This window comes from Rhodococcus sp. IEGM1428, from assembly GCF_050321865.1.
In the GTDB taxonomy this organism is placed as follows: Bacteria; Actinomycetota; Actinomycetes; order Mycobacteriales; family Mycobacteriaceae; genus Rhodococcoides.
On sequence record NZ_JBNQFW010000004.1, the window covers coordinates 29,082 to 48,778 of the forward strand.

Consider the following 19,697-nt stretch of genomic DNA (forward strand, 5'->3'; position numbering starts at 1 on the left):
GCAGCGCGGAGAGACCTGTCGACGACGACCGGCTCACTGCTTCTGCCGCGAAAGCCCACGACGCACTCGGGCAGCCATCACAGCGAGCGCCCCGACCCCCGAGGCGCCCACGAGAGGAATCTTCAGCCTTGACGATCAACGAGAGCACACCATCACACGGACGCGGCACGCGGGGCAACGGCAACGCAGGCAAATCCCCTAGAAGCAATGGCGGCTCTCGGACTCTGGCAGATCGTTTCGCCGCGGGTGAGCCCTACGCTCTGGCATTCGGTGGCCAGGGTGCACCGTGGCTCAGCTCCCTCGAAGAGCTGGCCCGCGACTCCGCACTCGAGCCCGAACTCACCGATCTCGTCAACGAGGCTGCAGCCGTACTCGCGCCCGTCTCCGACGAACTACTGGTCGTCCGCTCCGTCGGATTCGACCCCATCGGCTGGATGCTCGAGCAGGATCTCGCCGACGACGACACCGTCGGCTCGTACGGACCGTCCGAGGCTGCGCTGACCTCGGCCGCAGTCTCGCTTCCCGGAGTGTTCCTCACCCAGGTCGCAGCACTGCGTGCGCTGAAGCTGCAGGGACTCGATCCCTCCCAGACCCCTCCCGTCAAGGTGGTCGGACACTCTCAGGGGCTCATCGCTGCCGAGTCCGTCGCTGCGGACGGCACGCAGGATGCGAACTTCCTCGCGATCGCTCAGCTCGTGGGTGCAGCAGCGGGTCTCGTCGGCCGCCGCCGCGGAATCATCGGAGCCGGCGACCGTGCGCCGATGGTCTCGGTCGCCAACGTCGAGCCCGAACGCCTGCAGGCCATCATCGCCGACCTCGAGATCGTCGGAGCGCCGGAGCGATCCGCCGCACTCGCCATCCGCAACGGTCGTCGTCGCGTCGTACTCTCGGGACCGCCGGCCCAGCTGGCTCGCGTTCAGGAGAAGTGCGAGCAGATCGCTGCCGAGGAAGAGCGTGAGCGCGACGCCAAGAAGCGTGGCGGAGCCGTGTTCGCTCCGGTCTTCGAGCAGCTTCCGGTCGAGATCGGCTTCCATCACCCCGCTCTCGAAGACGCTGTCGAACTCGTCAGCGCCTGGGCTCAGCGCTGTGGACTCGACGTCGAGCTTGCTCGCGGCCTCGCACAGAAGATCCTGGTCGACTCCGTGGATTGGGTCGACGCCATCGACGGCGTTGTCGACGCCGGTGCCGATTGGATCCTCGACCTCGGTCCGGGCGACCTGCTCACCCGCATGACCACTCCGGCACTGCGCGGACAGGGCGTCGGCATCATCGCCGCATCCTCACGCGGGGGACACCGGAATCTACTCACTCCGGGAGCCGCACCCGAGGTGCAGCCCGCATGGTCTGCCTTTGCGCCCAAGCCGGTCACGCTGCCCGACGGCCGCGTTGTGGTCGAGACCTCCTTCACCAAGATGACCGGACGTTCACCGATCCTGCTCGCCGGCATGACACCGACGACGGTCGACGCGAAGATCGTTGCCGCAGCGGCCAACGCAGGCCACTGGGCCGAGCTCGCCGGTGGCGGCCAGGTCACCGAGGACATTTTCACCGATCGCGTCGCGGAGCTCTCCACTCTCCTCGAGCCCGGCCGCGCCATCCAGTTCAACTCGCTGTTCCTCGATCCCTACCTGTGGAAGCTGCAGCTCGGCGGACGCCGCATCGTGCAGCGCGCTCGCGCAGCAGGTGCCGCCATCGACGGCGTCGTCGTCACGGCAGGAATCCCCGAACTCGACGAGGCAGTCGCTCTCATCGAAGAGCTGTCCGAGGCGGGCATCAGCTACGTCTCGTTCAAGCCCGGCACCGTCGCGCAGATTCGCGCCGTCATCCGCATCGCCAACGAGGTGCCGTCCTACCAGGTCAACGTCCACATCGAAGGTGGCCGCGCAGGCGGGCACCACTCGTGGGAGGACCTCGACGACCTGCTGCTGACCACCTACGCGGAGCTGCGGTCGCGGCCCAACCTCGTCATCTGTGTCGGCGGCGGCATCGGCACCCCCGAGCGCGCAGCGGAATACCTCACCGGCACCTGGTCGGCCGTCTACGGCTACCCCAAGATGCCGCTCGACGGAATCCTCGTCGGCACCGCTGCCATGGCCACCCTCGAAGCCACCACGGCACCCGAGGTCAAGCAGCTTCTCGTCGACACGCCGGGAACGCCCGACTGGGTCGGGGCCGGAACCGCCACCGGCGGAATGGCTTCGGGCCGTAGCCAGCTCGGTGCCGACATCCACGAAATCGACAACGCGGCATCGCGTTGCGGTCGACTGCTCGACGAGGTCGCCGGCAACGCCGACGCCGTGGCCGAGCGCCGCGACGAGATCATCGCCGCACTCGACGGCACCGCAAAGCCGTTCTTCGGTGACGTCGCCGAGATGACCTACCAGCAGTGGCTCGCTCGCTACCTGGATCTGGCCATCGGCACCGACTCGCGTAGCGACTTCGATTGCGGCGGTGAGTTCACCGATGCCGTGACCGAGGCACGTGAATCGGTATGGCTCGACATCACCTGGCGCACCCGCTTCCTGGAGATGCTGCAGCGCGCCGAGGCGCGTCTGCACCCGGTCGATCGCGGACCCATCCCCACCCTGTTCGCCGACGCCGAGGTTCTCGAACGTCCGCGCGCAGCACTGAAGTCGCTGCTCGCACAGTTCCCCGACGCCGCCGACGTGGTGCTGCACCCGGCCGACATCACCTTCTTCACCTCGCTGTGCCGCATGCCCGGCAAGCCGGTCAACTTCGTCCCCGTCGTCGACGGCGACGTGCGTCGCTGGTGGCGCAGTGACTCGCTGTGGCAGGCACACGACGCCCGCTACTCCGCCGATCAGGTCTGCATCATCCCCGGAACCGTTGCCGTCGCCGGCATCACCCGCGTGGACGAGCCGGTCGGCGAACTGCTGAACCGCTTCGAGAAGGCCACTGCGGATCAGCTTCTCGCCGAGGGTGTCGAGCCGGCGGTCATCGCCAGCCGTCGCCACGCCGAGATCGCGCCCGGACTGCTGGGCATCGTGCTGGCAGCTCCCGACGTCACCTGGGCTTCGCGTATGACGCAGAACCCCGTTGCACGCCTGGGTGATCCGGCCGAGTGGACCGTCGATTCCGATTCGGTCGCCTCGCATCCGCAGACCGGCTCCTCACTGACCGTGCTCGATGCCGAGCATGTGGAGCTGCTGGTTCCTCTCGCTCCGGGCAAGGAAGTACGTATCCGTCTGACGGTGCCCGCCTCCACGATCGACGGCGGCGCTCCCGTCGTCACCGCGCAGGATGCCCAGCAGGCCATGTCGGCACTGCTCGGAGTTGCTGCCGGCCAGGAGCTTCCGGCCGTGAAGGGCGGCGTCGCGCGGCTGAACATCGCGTGGATTCCCGACCTGATCGCCGACCACGCCGGCGTCACCGGTTCCGGACTGCCCGACACACTGACCGTCAGCGGCAAGGCCGTTCCCGACGTCCTCGTCGGCGCGTGCTGGCCTGCCGTCTTCGCCGTCCTCGGTGCCACCCGCAACGCTGAGGGCATCGACGTCATCGAAGGCATGCTCGACCTGGTGCACCTCGATCACAGCGTCAACCTGGTCGGTGAATTGCCCACCGACACTTCGATTCTCGTGGTCAAGGCCGCTGCAGGAGAGGTGCTCGACACCGATCTCGGTCGCGTCGTCGAGGTCACCGTCGAGATCGGTGCCATGCTCGGCGAGGGCCTCGATGCTCCTTCCGTCGCAACCCTGGTGGAGCGCTTCGCAATCCGTGGACGCACCGGCAAGGGCGAGCTGTCCGATCCGGCTCGCGCCGGCGGATCCCTCAGCGCCGACGCCAAGGACACCCCGCGTCGTCGTCGCCGCCAGGCCACCATCGTGGCCCCACGCAACATGGCCGCGTTCGCTCAGGTTTCGGGTGACCACAACCCGATTCACACCTCGGACGCCGCTGCACTGCTCGCCGGTCTCGGCAGCCCGATCGTGCACGGCATGTGGCTCTCCGCAGCTGCCCAGCAGACGGTCACCGCAGTCGACCACGCGGACACCAAGACTCCGCCGCGTCGTCTCACCGCTTGGACGGCACGCTTCCTCGGCATGGTTCGTCCCGGAGCCGAGATCGACGTTCGCGTCGACCGCATCGGGTTCGATCAGGGTGCCGAGCTGATCGAGGTCTCCTGCCGTGTCGCAGGCGAACTCGTCATGGTCGCCACTGCTCGCACCGCTGCCCCGAAGACCGTTTACGCATTCCCCGGCCAGGGCATCCAGCGCCCGGGCATGGGACTGGACGCACGGGCTCGGTCGAAGGCCGCTCGTGAGGTGTGGGAGCGTGCCGACAAGCACACCCGCAGCGCACTCGGATTCTCGATTCTTGCTGTGGTGCGCGACAACCCGACAACCCTCAAGGCGCGCGGTGTCACGCACAAGCACCCCGACGGCGTGCTCCACCTGACCCAGTTCACCCAGGTCGCGATGGCCGTTCTCGGTGTCGCACAGGTTGCCGAGCTGCGTGAATCCGGTGCGTTCGTGGAGAACTCCATCCTCGCCGGCCACTCGGTGGGTGAGTACAACGCACTCGCCGCTGTCGCCGGTGTGCTTCCGCTCGAAGCCGTCCTCGAGGTCGTCTTCCAGCGTGGCTCGGCCATGCACGCACTCGTTCCTCGTGACGAGAACGGCCGAAGCGATTACCGGATGGCAGCCATTCGCCCGTCTCAGATCGGCCTGGCCGACGAGGACGTGCAGGGCTTCGTCGCCGGTGTCGCAGCAGAATCCGGTGAGTTCCTCGAAATCGTCAACCTCAACCTGCGCGGTTCGCAGTACGCCATTGCAGGCACGGTCGCCGGCCTCGGCGAGCTCGAGAAGAAGATCGCGATTCGCCGGGCAGAATTCGGTGGCAAGGCCGCGTACATCATGGTTCCGGGCATCGACGTGCCGTTCCACTCGACCGTGCTGCGCGGCGGAGTCGACGACTTCCGCAACCGCCTGCAGACCTTGCTGCCCGAGCAGCTCGATCCGGCGATCCTGGTGGGGCGCTACATCCCGAACCTGGTGCCCAAGCCGTTCTCGCTCGACCGCGAGTTCGTCCAGGAGATCGCCGATCTGGTGCCGTCCGAGCCGCTGAACACCGTTCTCGCGGACTTCGATTCGTGGGCCGCACGGCCGAGCGACCTGTGCCGGGTGATTCTGACCGAGCTGCTGGCATGGCAGTTCGCCAGCCCGGTTCGATGGATCGAGACGCAGGACCTGCTGTTCGCGGACGAGTCCGACGGCGGCATGGGCATCGAGCGCTTCGTCGAGATCGGCCTCGGTGCAACGCCGACCGTCGCCAACCTCGCGTCGCAGACCCTCAAGCTGCCCGGCCGCTTCGGTCACCCGGTCGAGGTGCTCAACCTCGAACGTGAAGCCGCGATCGTCTACGGAACCGACACCGACCCGGCTCCGGCCGACGAGGACGAGGCAACTCCCGCTCGCGAGACCGCTGCTCCTGCAGCCGCGGCTGCTCCGGCGGCAGCACCCGCTCCGGCGGCTGCACCGTCGGGCGGACCTCGCCCGGACGACATCGCGTTCGTCGCGGCCGATGCGACCAAGATCCTCATCGGCCTGTGGACCAAACTGCAGCTCGATCAGATCGGGCCCGCCGACACCATCGAGGCGCTGTGCGACGGCGTGTCCTCACGTCGTAACCAGCTGCTCGTCGACCTCGGCTCCGAGCTCTCGCTCGGTGCCATCGACGGCGCAGCCGATGCCGACATGGGCGCGCTCTCGGGCACGGTCAACAAGCTGGCTCGTACCTACAAGCCCTTCGGCCCGGTACTCAGCGATTCGATCAACGATCACCTCCGCAAGGTCTTCGGCCCCTCGGGTCGACGCCCGGCCTCGATCGCCGATCGCGTCAAGAAGACCTGGGAACTGGGCGACGGCTGGGCGCATCACGTCACCGCCGAGGTCGCTCTCGGTACCCGTGACGGAGCCTCGGTCCGCGGCGGTGCACTGGGCGGCCTGGCCGACGGCGCACTCGCCGACGGCAACGCAGTCGACAACGTCATCGATGCAGCAGTGGCCGCAGTGGCCGCACGTCGCGGCGTGGCAGTCTCGATGCCACAGGCAGGCGGTGGAGCCGGCGGAACCGTCGACGCTGCTGCTCTGGGTGAGTTCACCGAGCACATCACCGGCCGCGACGGCGTTCTCGCCTCCGCAGCCCGGTTGGTGCTCGAACAGCTCGGACTGGCCGATGCCCCCAACTCGCTGCTGGCCGAGGATTCCGACGCCGCTCTGGTCGAGCTGGTCTCCGCCGAACTCGGATCGGACTGGCCTCGCCTGGTCGCTCCCGCGTTCGACGCCAAGCGCGCCGTGCTGATCGACGACCGATGGGCCACCGCTCGTGAGGATCTGGCCCGGTTGTGGCTCGGTACCGCAGGCGATGTCGCCGTCGAGTCATTTGCCGGCGCAGGCAATGCTGTTGCAGCTCAAGCACAGTGGTGGAAGGCCAAGGCCGACTACGAGAACAAGACAGTGCTGGCCGAAACCTTCGGACGCATCGCGGACATCGCGGTCGCATCCGAGGACAAGGGCCAGTGGGCCGACGAGGTCGCGGTCGTCACCGGTGGCAGCAAGGGATCCATCGCAGCAGCGGTGACCGCCAAGCTGCTGGCCGGGGGAGCGACGGTCTTCGTCACCACTTCCAGGCTCGACGACGAGCGGCTCGGCTTCTACCGCTCGCTCTACCGCGACAGTGCACGTAGCGGAGCGTCGCTGTGGGTGGTTCCGGCCAACATCGCGTCGTACACCGACGTCGATGCTCTCATCGAGTGGATCGGCAGCGACTTCATCGACAATGCCGGTGGCGCAAAGACTCTGGTCAAGGCCGCCACCACGCCGACGATGCTGTTCCCGTTCGCCGCACCCCGGGTCATGGGCGAGATGTCCGACGCCGGAGCTCGCGCCGAGATGGAAATGCGCGTGCTGCTCTGGTCGGTCGAGCGTCTGATCACCGGACTGGCGAAGGTCGGCTACGACACCGACATCGACACCCACCTGCACGTGGTGCTGCCGGGATCGCCGAACCGCGGAATGTTCGGTGGCGACGGTGCCTACGGCGAGTCGAAGGCTGCACTCGATGCGGTTGTCGCCAAGTGGGGCTCGGAGAAGAACTGGGCCGAGCGGGTGTCCATCGCCCACGCTCACATCGGGTGGGTGCGCGGCACCGGCCTGATGGGTGGCAACGATCCCATCGTCGAGGCCGTCGAGGCCGAAGGTGTACGCACCTGGTCGACCGAAGAGATGGCGACCGAGCTGCTCGAACTGTGCACACCTGCCGCTCGCCGTCAGGCTGCGCAGGAGCCGATCGTTTCCGATCTCACGGGCGGCTTGGCCAACACCAAGCTCAACCTCGTCGAGCTCGCTCGGGATGCAGCTGCGGCCGCTGCCGAGAAGACCGAAGAGGCAGTGGACAACTCGGTGATCGCGGCACTGCCCGCACCGCCGCGGCTGTCGACGTCGACCACGGCTCCGGCCTGGCCGGCACTGGACGTCGATCCGAAGGACCTGATCGTCATCGTCGGTGCCGGTGAGCTCGGACCGTACGGTTCGGCGCGTACCCGCTTCGAGATGGAGGTCGACGAGCAGCTCTCTGCCGCAGGCGTTCTCGAACTCGCATGGAACACCGGCCTGATCGCCTGGGAGAACGATCCCAAGCCGGGTTGGTACGACATCGAGTCCGGTGACCTGGTGCCCGAGGAGGACATCGCCGACAAGTACCACGACATCGTGGTCGAGAAGTGCGGTATTCGTACCTACGGCGACGACGGCGCGATGGTCGGCAACACCGCTCCGCTGATGACCTCGATCTTCCTCGACAACGACCTCACCTTCGTGGTCGGAACCGAGATCGATGCTCGGTCGTTCGCGGCAGCCGATCCCGAGCACACGCTGATCACACCGGTTCCCGATTCGAGCGACTGGCAGGTCACCCGCAAGGCGGGCACCGAGATTCGCGTTCCGCGCAAGATGAAGCTCACCCGCACCGTGGGTGGACAGATTCCGACCGGATTCGATCCCACCAAGTGGGGCATCTCGCCCGACATGGCCAGCTCGGTGGACCGTGTTGCCCTGTGGAACATCGTCACCACGGTCGACGCGTTCATCTCCTCGGGCTTCAACCCGTCGGAACTGATGCGCTGGGTGCACCCGACGTTGGTCGCCAACACGCAGGGCACCGGCATGGGCGGCATGGAGTCCATGCGCTCGCTGTACATCGACACCCTGCTCGGCGATGCTCGTGCGAACGACATCCTGCAGGAGGCTCTGCCGAACGTCGTTGCTGCGCACGTGGTCCAGTCGTACATCGGTAGCTACGGCGCGATGGTTCACCCCGTTGCCGCCTGCGCCACCGCTGCAGTCTCGGTCGAGGAAGGCGTCGACAAGATCAAGCTGGGCAAGGCTCAGCTCGTGGTCGCCGGCGGATTCGACGACCTGAGCACCGAAGGCATCATCGGCTTCGGCGACATGTCGGCCACCGCGGACTCGGCGGCGATGTCCGCCAAGGGAATCAGCGATCGACGCTTCTCCCGGGCCAACGATCGCAGGCGCGGTGGATTCGTCGAATCGCACGGCGGCGGAACGATTCTGCTCGCCCGCGGCGATCTGGCACTCGAGATGGGCCTACCGGTTCTCGGAGTGGTGGCCTACGCACAGTCGTACGGCGACGGAGTGCACACCTCCATCCCGGCTCCGGGACTCGGCGCGCTCAGTGCCGGTCGCGGCGGCAAGGATTCGGCACTTGCGCTCTCGCTCAACGCACTCGGCGTCAGTGCAGACGATGTGGCCGTGATCTCCAAGCACGACACGTCCACCGCAGCGAACGACCCGAACGAGGCTGAACTGCACACCCGCCTCGCCAAGGCCATCGGCCGTTCGGACGGCGCTCCGCTGTTCGTCGTCTCGCAGAAGAGCCTCACCGGACACTCGAAGGGTGGAGCGGCTGCCTGGCAGCTGATCGGCCTGTGCCAGGTGCTGGCCAACGGCGTCATCCCGCCGAACCGCAGCCTCGACTGCGTCGACGACAAGATGACCGGCTTCGAGCATCTGGTGTGGGCACGGGAGCCGCTGCGCTTCGGTGATTCGGTTCCGCTCAAGGCGGGTCTGCTCACCTCGCTCGGCTTCGGGCACGTGTCCGGACTCATCGCTCTGGTGCACCCGCAGGCGTTCATCGAGGCCGTTCCCGCGGAGCGCCGTGCGGAGTACATCGCCAAGGCGAACGAGCGCCGAATTGCCGGTCAGCGCAGGCTGATCTCCGCAATGGTGGGAGGCGACTCCCTCTACGAACGGCCCGACGATCGACGGCTCGGACATGACGGGACGCCGGCCAAGGCGTCGCGCGAACTGGAGGCAAACGTGTTGCTCAACGAGTCCGCTCGCCTCGGCGAGGACGATGTCTACTCCTCCGGTCTGCCGGGTGCCATCTGATGGCGATTCTCGGAGTGGGTTTCGACCTGGTGACGGTGTCCGACTTCGCCGAGCAGATGGAGAAGGTCGGCACGACGATGATTCGCGACAGCTTCACTGCGGGTGAGCGTCGGCATGCTGCGACGAAGAGTTCCGATCCGACCCGTCACTACGCAGCACGGTGGGCCGCCAAGGAAGCAGTGCTGAAGGCTTGGGCGACATCGCGATTCGCTCGGCCGCCGCAGATCGGTGACAATCCGTACCCGTTGATCGAGGTCGTCAACGATGCGTGGGGCCGTCCGTCCATCAAGCTGCACGGCATCGCGCAGGAGTTCCTGCCGACGGTCAAGATTCACCTGTCGCTGACGCACGACGGCGACATCGCTGCCGCGGTGGCGATCCTGGAGGAGTGAGTCTCCGCTGAAACGAGTAAGGCCCGTCCGATCCACGAGATCGGGCGGGCCTTTCGTCTGTGCGGGCTCGGGTTGCTCAGGCTTGCTCGTTGTCGCTCGCCGAGCCGCCGGAACGCCTGCTCTCCTTCTCGGCGACGAGCAGATAGGCCATCATGATGCGTTTGAGTTCGGCGACGGCGTCCTCGTGGCTCTGGCCGTCCTGCACGGAGAAGTTGAGCATCGAGTAGACGATGTGCACCAGCACCTGAGCCATGAGGTTCCTGCGGTGCCGTGGTGTGCGCGGAGTCAACGGCCCGAGCATGCGCGAGACCTGATCGGCGAACTCTCGCTCGTGGATGACTCCGGTCGCACGCGTCGACGGCGTCGACTGCATGGCGAGCCACACCTCACGGCGCGACGGGTCGGTCATCCACATGCCCGCCATGTGGTCGACGAAGTTGTTGAGGAACCGCACCCAGTCCAGCGACGGGACCTCGCCGTCGAATTCGGCCAGCTCTTGTTGTACTCCGACGAGGTCCTGGCGGTTGAGCTCGCAGACGATGACGTACTTGTTGGCGAAGAACTGGTACAGCGTTCCGATCGGCAGTTCGGCGCGCGACGCGACTTCCTCGCAGGTGAACGACTCGAACCCCACGTCGCTGAGCAACTCGCGCGAGGCCTGCAGCAGGGCGTCGAATTTGCGTTGACTGCGTTCCTGGGTGGGTCGGCGGCGCGGCATCAGTTCCTGCGTCTGTGCCGTCGACTCGAGCGCGGCGTCGAGACGGCGCGAGGACTGAGCACGAGCAGAGGATTCCACCCGGTCAGGCTATCCGGCGGACGGGCCCGGTAGCCACACCTGGTCCGCTACCTGCGGGTCGGCAGGCAAGAGTTTCGAACGAACCTGGGGTTGGCGACAACGGCCGGTTCCAATTCCTGTGACAAACTCCAAGACCGATCTGGACCAACTTAACCGTCAACAGGTATGGTTCAGGTAACAGAATCAATTTCCGTGCAGGGTGATCGTCGTTCTGATCCGCTGGATGACGTTCATGGTCGGGCGCCTCCACCCTGAGCACAGGGAGACTGCCATGGCAACTATTGGTATAGCGATCGAATCTGGCTCGATGCAGACAATTCTTGTCGAGCCGACCTCAGGCGAGGTACTCGCCGATCGGACGACGCCACTGCACCCCGACGCGGCCACCGCACTGACCGAAGCGATCGAGATCATGCGTACCGAGGCTGCGACCCTGGATGCCGACGTCGACGCTGTAGGCGTGGTGTATCGATCCGAGGCGGAACGTGCCGAATTCAGCGGCGCTCTCGGCGACGAGCCTGTGACGTTGTGTTCGGCGTCCGAGTCGTTTCTGACCTGGCTGGCCCAATCGGAAGAACTCGCCGACGCGAAGACAGTGCTCTTGTACTACATGGGTGAGGCGGGCGTTTCCATCTCTCTTGCGGACGCAGCAGAGGCATCGTTCACCCCTACCAGAACCGCCGAGCTGGATTCGATGTCGCCCGAACGCATCGGCAGCACCATTCCACTGGCATGGGACGTAGTGGATCACTCCGGCAAGAAGCCCGAGTTCGTGGCCCTGTTCGGCGACTCGTCGAGCAATCGCGACCTCGTCGACATCCTGGCTCTCGGACTCGGTGTTCCCGTGGTGCGAGTGGGAGATGCCGATCAGATCGCCGCACGAGGGGCTGCGCTACTCGCGCTCGCAGACGGGCCCGCCCCTGTGGAAGAGGCAGTGGACGAGGCAGTCGCAGCGCCGGCTGTCGCGCCGGTGGAGCCGTTGTCCGCCGAATCGGAGCCGGAGCAGGCTGTCGAACCCGACGAGTCCGACGCTCGGGACACCGTCGCGACGCCATTGCTCGTGACCGCTGTTTCCGCGTCCGAAGTGCCTACGGGTGCCGACTCGGAGCCAAGACAGGCAGGGTGCTCCGGTCGCAAGCTCGTGTTCGCAGCCGTGCTGCTGGCAGGCGTGCTGTCGGCAGGTGTTGCCGTTGCTGCAACGTTGCCGGGTGACTCGGAATCCACTGCGGGGCAGAGCGTCGACCAGCGTGATGCCGGTGCCGATCTGGCCGGGGCAACCCGTTACGTGGACCCGACGACGACGACCGACCCGGCTGCCCTGGCCGCACCGGCCCTTGCACCGGTACCGGAGACGATTCCACCTACCGTGGATCCATCAACAGTTGCCACACCGACACCGACAACGGACGCGTGGGTCACGCAGGATGCGCCGCAGGCCGTGGTCGCTCCGCAGCCGGCTCCCGCTCCGACGAAGGTCGACCCTCCCCAGTTCACCGTCCCGGTCGTTGTGCCGGAGCCGGGAAAGTCGCAGGAGCAGCTGGAGCAGGAAGCGTGGGATCGACACTGGCAGCAGACTGGTGAGTGGATTCATCAGGAGTTGGCCGGGGGCTGACAGCGGGCGCTCAGCGGACGATCCCCGCTACGAGTGATGACAGACTGGCGAGAGCCTGTCTGTCATTTTCTCGTTTGGAGGACCCATGCCTGCCGATGCACCACCCGTGGACGTTCGATCCGACATCGAAGCGGCGATGCCCCGAGCGAAAGCGGAGTTGGCAGAGCTGGTTCGGTTCACGTCGGTACACGATCCCCGGCAGTTTCCGGTCGAGGAATGCTTCGGTGCAGCACGCTGGGTGCAACAGGCTTTCCTGGACGCGGGTGTTCCGGACGTCCAGTTGATCGAGACGGTCGACGGCTCGCTGGCGGTTGTCGGCTCGCGTCCGGCACCCGCGGGAGCGCCGACCGTTCTGCTCTACTCGCACTACGATGTTCAGCCTCCGGGAGATCGAAATCTTTGGGACAGTGAACCTTTCGAGCTGACCGAGCGCGACGGTCGGTGGTACGGGCGAGGCTCGGCCGACTGCAAGGGCAACGTGATCATGCATCTGCTGGCGCTGCGGGCGCTGGGGGAGTCCGTCGGCGTCGGTGTTCGGATCGTCTGTGAGGGTTCGGAAGAGACGGGCACGGGTGGGCTCGAAGCGCTCGTGGAGCAGCGACCGGAATTGTTCGCCGCCGACGTGGTCGTCATCGGCGACACCGGGAACGCGCGGGTAGGCCTGCCGACGGTGACCACCACTCTTCGCGGTATCGCCAATGTGGTGGTGCACGTGGAAACGCTTGCAGGAGAGGTTCATTCCGGCATGTACGGCGGCCCCGCACCCGATGCACTCGCTGCGTTGGTGCAGGTGCTCTCCACGCTGCGCAACGAGCAGGGTGACACCGTGGTCGACGGTCTCGACGGAGTGCAGACGTGGGACGGAGTCGCGTACGAGACGGAGCAGTTCCGCTCCGATGCCGGGGTGCTCGATGGTGTCGGGCTGGCGGGCTCGGGCACTGTGGCCGACGCGGTGTGGGCGCGGCCGGCTCTGACAATTCTGGGGATCGACTGCCCACCGGTCGTGGGGTCGGCTGCTGCGATCTCGCCTCGGGCGTCGGCACGGCTCAATCTGCGGGTGCCGCCGGGAATGGATCCCAAGACGGCTCAGGATGCTCTGGTGGCTCATCTGGAGGCGCGAACGCCGTGGAATGCGCGCGTCACCGTCGAGCGTGAGGCTGTCGGATCGCCCTTCCGGGCCAGGACCGACGGACCGGGCTACGCAGCACTGTCCGAGGCGCTGGAAGAGGCGTTCGGGCATCCGATGGGGACGGCCGGGCAGGGCGGGTCGATTCCGCTGTGCAACGCGTTGGCTCAGGTGCTGCCGGACGCCGAAATCGTGCTCATGGGCGTCGAGGAACCTCGGTGCCGGATCCACGCTCCCAACGAGAGCGTGGACCCGACGGAGATCGAGAAGATGGCCGTCGCCGAGGCGTTGTTCCTGCAGCGGCTGGCAGTGTCAGACAGCTAGATCGCGGCGGAGCTTGGCGACGTGGCCGGTGGCGCGGACGTTGTACTGCGCCACCTCGATCTTGCCGGCCTCGTCGACGAGGAACGTGGAGCGGATGACGCCCTCGTAGACCTTGCCGTAGTTCTTCTTCTCCCCGAATGCGCCCCACGCCTGCAGCGTCGTCTTCTCCTCGTCGGAGAGCAGCGGGAACGTCAGCTCTTCCTTGTCGCGGAACTTCGCGAGCTTGGCCGGCTTGTCGGGGGAGATGCCGATGACTTCGAGGCCTTCGCCGTTGAGCTCGGCGAGACTGTCGCGGAAGTCGCAGGCCTGCTTGGTGCAGCCGGGGGTGCTCGCGGCGGGGTAGAAGTACACGATCACCTTCTTGCCTGCATAGTCGGCGAGGGAGACGTCGTTGCCATCGGCATCGGGCAGGGTGAACGCCGGAGCGGTGTCGCCCGGCTCGAGCTTGCTGTATTCGGTCACCGCACGAGACTATCGAAATATCGTCGTGCTCTAGGCTCGACTGCGACCGAGACTATTTGCAACAAGTTGGAGGACACGTGGCCAAGGACACCGACCGAATCGAGCGCGAGATCGAGGCCGCTCGCAATCAGCTCGCCAGCACCCTGGACGAGCTGAGCGTCCGTGCCAGCCCCAAGAACATCGTCGCCAACACCAAGCAGTCCGTGGTGGCCAAGCTCAACGAGCCGGCAGTGAAGTTCACTCTGCTCGGAGTGGGCGCAGTGGTGGCAGTTCTCGTGGTTCGCAGGATCTTCAACTGACGCAACAGGCGCTTTGACCAGCCGATTTCACATCTGGCGGCATCTGCTGTTAATGTTTCTCCCGCACCGCAGAGAACACGCGGTGCGGATCGGCGCCATTAGCTCAGTTGGTTAGAGCAGCTGACTCTTAATCAGCGGGTCCGGGGTTCGAATCCCTGATGGCGCACAACAAGTGCCTCTGAACAGCATATTCGCTGGTCAGGGGCACTTTTTGTTGTCCGGATATGTTTGGGAGTCGGCAAGCTTCGCGAAAATGGACAGCTCCGTGACCTGCGGGTTCTCAAGCGGCTAAGGGCAATTCGGAGACTTGACTCTTAATCGCAAATACTGGGAGTCAGGTTCCGGCTGCCATGCCGCTGACCTGCGAGTTGTATGCCGGATTCGCACCGCCGGGTAGCTGATGGACGTCTGTGGACGCTCCAGTCATCACTTACTCATCTTTTTGAGCCTCCACAATCGAACGCAGTGAACCGTGCAAGGGGGCTACTCACCCAGGTGGACCTACAGGCCGTTCGGAGTACTCCCACCGATCCCGTCACGCCTGAGAGGGACAGAGTGAACCCGCCCGCGCCCGGACTTTGATGCGCCTGCCACCACGAAGGCAACAGTGCGGCAACTGACGAGGGCGAGCTGACTACGACGCCTCGTGCCGTGGCTTGTGGAGAAATGGCCGGGCGTGTTTACTGGCGTTTGGTGACCCCGCGCCCGTCGGCTTCGTCTGGCGGTCCTCCTAGTTCGCGGGTTTTCATATGTGGTTGCAAGAAGTAGAGGGTCGAGTCCTCGAACAATGCATCTACGACGGTGTCTCGTTGGCCGACGCGAACGCGATGCGTCGCTTACCGCCGGTGCACCGAGATCTGTTCGACAACTTCGTGTTTGCCGCCACGGCCGTAGCGGTGGGGGAGAGCGACTGGAGCAGATTTCCCATCGCTTGCTTGGGCTATGTGTCGGCCGTGCACGGGGACCTCACGTTGGTGCCGCCATTGATACCTCCCGACACCGCCGACGTGGTGGCGGACGTGCTCTCACGTTTCACACCGTTCAAATCCGGAGATGAGCGCGTTGCGGATGGGTCGCGCATCAACGAAGGACAGCACCGACTTGCGGAGGAATTGTTCACCCGTCTCGGGGGTGATCGTGGGGACGGCGCACGTGCTGCCGGGGCGAGAGCGCACAGCAGGATGATGTCCGCGCGTATTGCAGATGGGTTCGTTCATCCTGTGATCGGGGCGCACATCTGGAGCGATGTTCCTGACGCTCCGCGGGCACACCCGGGCAGCGGCCCCGAGGTCACCGTGCTCGAACTCGTTCAGCAGCTTCTCGCTCGGTGGCGCTTGTTCCCGGCCGAACGTGCTGGTGTCGAACGCGACATCCTCGCCGAAGCTCGTTCTATCGGCTTGGTCGGGGGTTCGCGCGCCGATGGCTACGCTCGGTCTCAGCGGCTGGTACGCACACTTACCCGAAGGCGTCGGCGTCACCGGCCGCGAGGCGCACGCCACCAGTGACGATCCCACGCGCCGTGTGGTCGACGAGCAGGCGCGACCGCGACACGAAGATCGGTGACCGCACTGTGACGGTGAACCGGCTCGCTGTGCGCACGGGCCGTGGGGGACTGGTCGCTCACGTCAGCGTTCTGGTGGACGCGATCGCGGGTGGGGATCGGTGGGCGGTGGCGCGCCGCGCGACGGGCCCACTGCTGGAGCAGTTGCTATCAGGTGAGAACGACGACACGTTCGGAAGGGCAGCGGAATTCGATCGATCCGTGGGTCTGGGCGGAGCGCCGGTGGTGGTGATCGACGGCAGCGTGGCGATTGTGTTTGCGCCGGTGACGAACTCAGGATCGGGGTCGGTGGCCGTGGTTCGTGGCGTCGCTGACTCAGGACCAGATGCTGGATCATGAGTTTCAGCGGCGGGTGCAGCACGAGGCATTTCCTATCGACGCCGACCTCGACATCATCGCCGCCCACGGACCTCTCCATGTACGCGCTGCCTCGATGGACTGGGACGACGACTTGGTGATCCTCCGGCACAACGACACCGGCGTGGTGACCGTGGCTGACGCGCGCGTCGAGGCGGCGACGTGGCCGCGAGACAGCTGGCAGTGGCTTGCCGACGAAGCGCATACCTTGACCGGCTTGTACCTGCGCGGGCGTCGTCCGGAGCTGGTGTGCGAGTTCCCACCCAGAGGAGCCAATGGTTGACGACACCGACCTCTGCTCCGGCGCGGGTTGGTGTCGGGAAGAGTCGACCGGTTCCCGCTCGACGCGTCGGAGACTTCGACTGTCATGGGGAATGTGCCGTGGTCGGCCAGTGGGCTGGCTCGCTCAGCCCACGGACGTCGCGGCTGGCCGCGAGCGGCGCGAGGCTGGCGACCAGGAGTGTGGAACCGATGAACATCGACACTGCCCCGCCGGCAGCGGCGATCGACAGCCCCGCTGCTGGTGGGGCCAGCGGGGCAAGTCCGAGCGACAAGACTCCACCGGCGGCATTGACGCGCGCCTGGAGGTGTGCGGGCGTCACCGACGGGAGATGCCGGCGTTGTTGGCGGGGAGCAGTACGATGCCGGCGGCGAACAGCGCACCGATCAGCACCACGTTTGTCGTCAATCCCATCGGGGCGACGATCACGGCCAACATCAAGCCGGTGAAGATCGTCAACCGCCCGGTCCGAAAGGTCGCAACCAGTCTCCCCGCTGCAACTGCACCGATCAGGCCGGCGGCAGCGGCAACCGTGTCGATCAGACCGATGGCCACCGGGTCCACACCATCTCGGATCAGACGCAGAGTCACGGCGGTGAAGACGTACGCCATGGCGAAGTTGAACAGTCCTCCCCAGATCAAGATGGCGCGCACTGCACCGTGTCGCCACACGAAGATGAAGCCGTCGCGCGCGTCGCTCAGAAAGGACCTGCTCGATTGGTCCGATGTTTTCGCTGTCGTTGGCAATCGGCTCGAGAGGAGCCCGAATGTCAGGTAGCTGATCGCGTCGACGATGAACGGCACGCTGCGTGCAATCGAGTACAGCGCCCCACCCAACGGCGGCCCGATCAGACTCGCAAGGTGCTCCCGGATCTGAATGCGTGTGTACGCCAGTGGAAGCTGGCCTGCCGGGACCACGTGCCGAATCGCTGCCGATACCGCCGGACCGACGAACGCGTCGGCGACCCCGATCGCCACCCCGGCGATCACCAGGTGGATCAGCGTCAGCATGTGGGTGAGAGAGGCGGTAGCGACGCTCGACATCGAGACTGCTGCAGCAGTATTGGCGATAGTGAGTGTCCTGCGGTGGGGCCACCGGTCTACGAGCGGGCCGGACACCAGCCGCCCCACCAGCTCACCGGTCAGGACACCGGTGGCGGCCAGGCCCGCCAAAAATGTCGAGTCGGTCAAGGCAAAGCCGACCAGGGGGAAGACCAGGCTGCTCATCGATGAACCCACACCGGAGACGACGCCACCGGTCCACAGGATCAGGAATGGTCGGTTGCGGTGCAGTGGAGACTTGTCGATGTCCTTCCTCGAATCCACCAGGTTTCTCCTTCTATCGTGAGTGCAACGTATACCGGTCTGCCGGTTCGGACCGGGTCTGCGGCGGGAGTTGTTGCTCTGGGGCCGGCCAGTGATATCTCCAATGAGTTGCCCGCGGTACGAAGCTAGGCTCAGATGCGGCGTGGTCGACTCGTGTCGTTGCCGAGTTGCGTGCGGAACGACGGTGCTCATCACTTCGAATTCATTGTGGAGTCGAGTGTGCGCGGCGGTCCGTCCAGGCGGTGAAGGGTCCTACGGGACGCCGATGGACGCGAGTGCATCCTCTCGAATTGTTATCTCTAGTACAGCGGGTCCGGGGCTCGAATCCCTGATGGCGCACAAAAAGACCCCGTGAACAGCGAGAATGTCGGTCAGGGGGTTTGGCCTCGGAGAAGTCAGGTCTACTCAGGCGATAGTTCCAGGGTCTGCACCGATCGGGATTGTATTGGTGTATGTACTACTTGCTCGTACGCCATGTGTGCTCCTCTCGTGCTGGCCTGATCGCTCGGCTGGGTTGGCACACGGGCGGATAACGGTCGACGCGGGAGCGGAACTCGGCGCGATGCGGTCGTTGTCACTCCGACGGCGGTTGTGCGGCAGACCGCGCTGATGCATTCGTTATTCTCGCAGCGTTTGGGACCCCTAGCGGAGCTGGACGGTATTGCCCCAAAGTCGAAGCTGACCACAGAGGGGCTGATGGTCCGAGTGTCGCTGTCTGTCAACAGCTTTGATGTGTGTCTGCTCGCTAGACAGTGGCCTTGCCGGCGCTCGCGATCGGACGATTCGACGAGGGGCCTGCCCCCAGGAAACGCAGGATCTCCTCTGCAAATGGTTCGGGGCATTCGAAGAAGGGGAAGTGTGCTCCGCCTTCCTCGTCGGTGAACATCCGGAACTCTGCCCCGGCGATGTGATTGCTGGTCCAGATTTGAGATGCGGGGGCGACGTGACTGACCTCGCCTGCGGTGACCAGCGTCGGTACGTCGATGGTGGGAAGGAGGTCGCGCCAGTCCTGCATGATGTGGTCGAACAGCAGCCGGGCACCCCACGCCGCCGGTAGTTTCAGGTTCTCTCTGTACAACCATTCCAAGTCGTCGGCATCAATGTGCGGGGTGAGCATCGACACCAGGAAGTCGTGGCGAGCGAGGTCCCCGTCCGGGCCCGCGACTGCGGCGGCGAATTGCGCTGCCCCGTCGACGTCGAGTATCGCTCCCGCGTCCTGGGCGTCCTCGGGCGTCATCCACGGTAGTACGGCGCAGGCACTGGGCTGATCGACGACGACGAGCTTGTCGAATCGTGAAGATCCATGCGAGTCGAGGTAGCTCCACAGGACGGATGCGCCCAACGAATGTCCGAGGAAGGTTGCGGTGACAACACCGAGATGTTCGAGGACTTCGTGGAGATCAGCGGCAAGACGGGCGATCCGTGCGCCCGTGGCGGGCTTGCCTGATTCGCCGTGGCCGCGTTGGTCGAAGCTGATCACTCGTGCGGCGGGGGACAACAGGGGGATCACCCGATCGAACATGGCACGTGATTGTGACCATCCATGCAACAGCACGAGCGTGAGTCCGGACTCGACCGGCCCCGAGTCGTGCAGATCGAGAACGCAGCCGTCGCTTGTCTTGAATGAGTTCATTGTTCTTCCTTCGTTGCGGTGATCGCGGTCCATCCGGCAGTGCGACGCGAAGCGGCTCGGGTCTGATTCTGACGCGCACGTGACCGCGGTCACCACGA

Annotated in this window: 13 protein-coding genes and 1 tRNA gene; 9 read left to right on the forward strand and 5 right to left on the reverse strand. The window is 65.6% G+C overall.

What is annotated here, in order from left to right:
- The first annotated feature begins 128 nt into the window (after window positions 1–128).
- Window positions 129–9,431 (forward strand): fatty acid synthase subunit beta domain-containing protein, encoded by a 9,303-nt coding sequence (locus ACQR3T_RS18390; RefSeq protein WP_428694431.1) that lies wholly within the window; start codon window positions 129–131, stop codon window positions 9,429–9,431.
- On the forward strand, window positions 9,431–9,823 hold the full coding sequence (gene acpS / locus ACQR3T_RS18395; protein ID WP_032375969.1) for a holo-ACP synthase AcpS: 393 nt from the start codon (window positions 9,431–9,433) through the stop codon (window positions 9,821–9,823). The genes ACQR3T_RS18390 and acpS overlap by 1 nt, the downstream gene beginning before the upstream one ends.
- Window positions 9,824–9,899: 76 nt before the next feature.
- On the opposite strand, the gene ACQR3T_RS18400 is transcribed toward acpS, so the two are convergent.
- A complete protein-coding gene (locus tag ACQR3T_RS18400; RefSeq protein WP_371829127.1) occupies window positions 9,900–10,541 on the reverse strand; it encodes a TetR/AcrR family transcriptional regulator in 642 nt (213 codons plus the stop codon).
- Window positions 10,542–10,890: 349 nt separating this feature from the next.
- Here ACQR3T_RS18400 and ACQR3T_RS18405 point away from each other — a divergent pair, with 349 nt between their 5' ends.
- Window positions 10,891–12,231, forward strand: coding sequence for a hypothetical protein (locus tag ACQR3T_RS18405; RefSeq protein WP_428694432.1), 1,341 nt, complete (start codon window positions 10,891–10,893; stop codon window positions 12,229–12,231).
- An 85-nt stretch (window positions 12,232–12,316) separates the two neighbouring features.
- The gene (locus ACQR3T_RS18410) at window positions 12,317–13,681 is read left to right on the forward strand and encodes a dipeptidase (RefSeq protein ID WP_428694433.1); all 1,365 of its coding nucleotides are present in this window, start codon (window positions 12,317–12,319) and stop codon (window positions 13,679–13,681) included.
- On the opposite strand, the gene bcp is transcribed toward ACQR3T_RS18410, so the two are convergent.
- Window positions 13,670–14,143, reverse strand: a complete 474-nt coding sequence (gene bcp, locus ACQR3T_RS18415) for a thioredoxin-dependent thiol peroxidase (protein ID WP_032375973.1) — start codon at window positions 14,141–14,143, stop codon at window positions 13,670–13,672. The two genes, ACQR3T_RS18410 and bcp, sit on opposite strands and share 12 nt — an antisense overlap.
- 77 nt (window positions 14,144–14,220) lie before the next feature.
- Between bcp and ACQR3T_RS18420 the strand changes: the two genes are divergently transcribed.
- From ACQR3T_RS18420 to ACQR3T_RS18440, 5 genes are all read left to right on the forward strand, one after another.
- The gene (locus ACQR3T_RS18420; RefSeq protein ID WP_032375974.1) at window positions 14,221–14,442 is read left to right on the forward strand and encodes a DUF3618 domain-containing protein; all 222 of its coding nucleotides are present in this window, start codon (window positions 14,221–14,223) and stop codon (window positions 14,440–14,442) included.
- Between the two features lie 92 nt (window positions 14,443–14,534).
- Window positions 14,535–14,608 (forward strand) — tRNA-Lys (locus tag ACQR3T_RS18425).
- 583 nt (window positions 14,609–15,191) lie between these two features.
- On the forward strand, window positions 15,192–15,947 hold the full coding sequence (locus ACQR3T_RS18430) for a hypothetical protein (RefSeq protein WP_428694434.1): 756 nt from the start codon (window positions 15,192–15,194) through the stop codon (window positions 15,945–15,947).
- Entirely contained in the window at window positions 15,944–16,342 is a 399-nt protein-coding gene (locus ACQR3T_RS18435; RefSeq protein ID WP_428694435.1) for a hypothetical protein, read from the forward strand. The genes ACQR3T_RS18430 and ACQR3T_RS18435 overlap by 4 nt, the downstream gene beginning before the upstream one ends.
- Window positions 16,329–16,643 (forward strand): hypothetical protein, encoded by a 315-nt coding sequence (locus tag ACQR3T_RS18440; RefSeq protein ID WP_428694436.1) that lies wholly within the window; start codon window positions 16,329–16,331, stop codon window positions 16,641–16,643. Before ACQR3T_RS18435 ends, ACQR3T_RS18440 begins: the two co-directional genes overlap by 14 nt.
- Window positions 16,644–16,725: 82 nt before the next feature.
- Here the strand turns inward: ACQR3T_RS18440 and ACQR3T_RS18445 are convergent, their stop codons facing one another.
- The 3 genes from ACQR3T_RS18445 to ACQR3T_RS18455 form a co-directional block, all read right to left on the reverse strand.
- The gene (locus tag ACQR3T_RS18445; protein ID WP_428694437.1) at window positions 16,726–16,962 is read right to left on the reverse strand and encodes a hypothetical protein; all 237 of its coding nucleotides are present in this window, start codon (window positions 16,960–16,962) and stop codon (window positions 16,726–16,728) included.
- Window positions 16,959–17,966: an MFS transporter gene (locus ACQR3T_RS18450; RefSeq protein WP_428694438.1), complete on the reverse strand. Its 1,008-nt coding sequence runs from the start codon at window positions 17,964–17,966 to the stop codon at window positions 16,959–16,961. The genes ACQR3T_RS18445 and ACQR3T_RS18450 overlap by 4 nt, the downstream gene beginning before the upstream one ends.
- 745 nt (window positions 17,967–18,711) lie before the next feature.
- A complete protein-coding gene (locus tag ACQR3T_RS18455; RefSeq protein ID WP_428694439.1) occupies window positions 18,712–19,599 on the reverse strand; it encodes an alpha/beta fold hydrolase in 888 nt (295 codons plus the stop codon).
- Window positions 19,600–19,697: the final 98 nt, after the last annotated feature.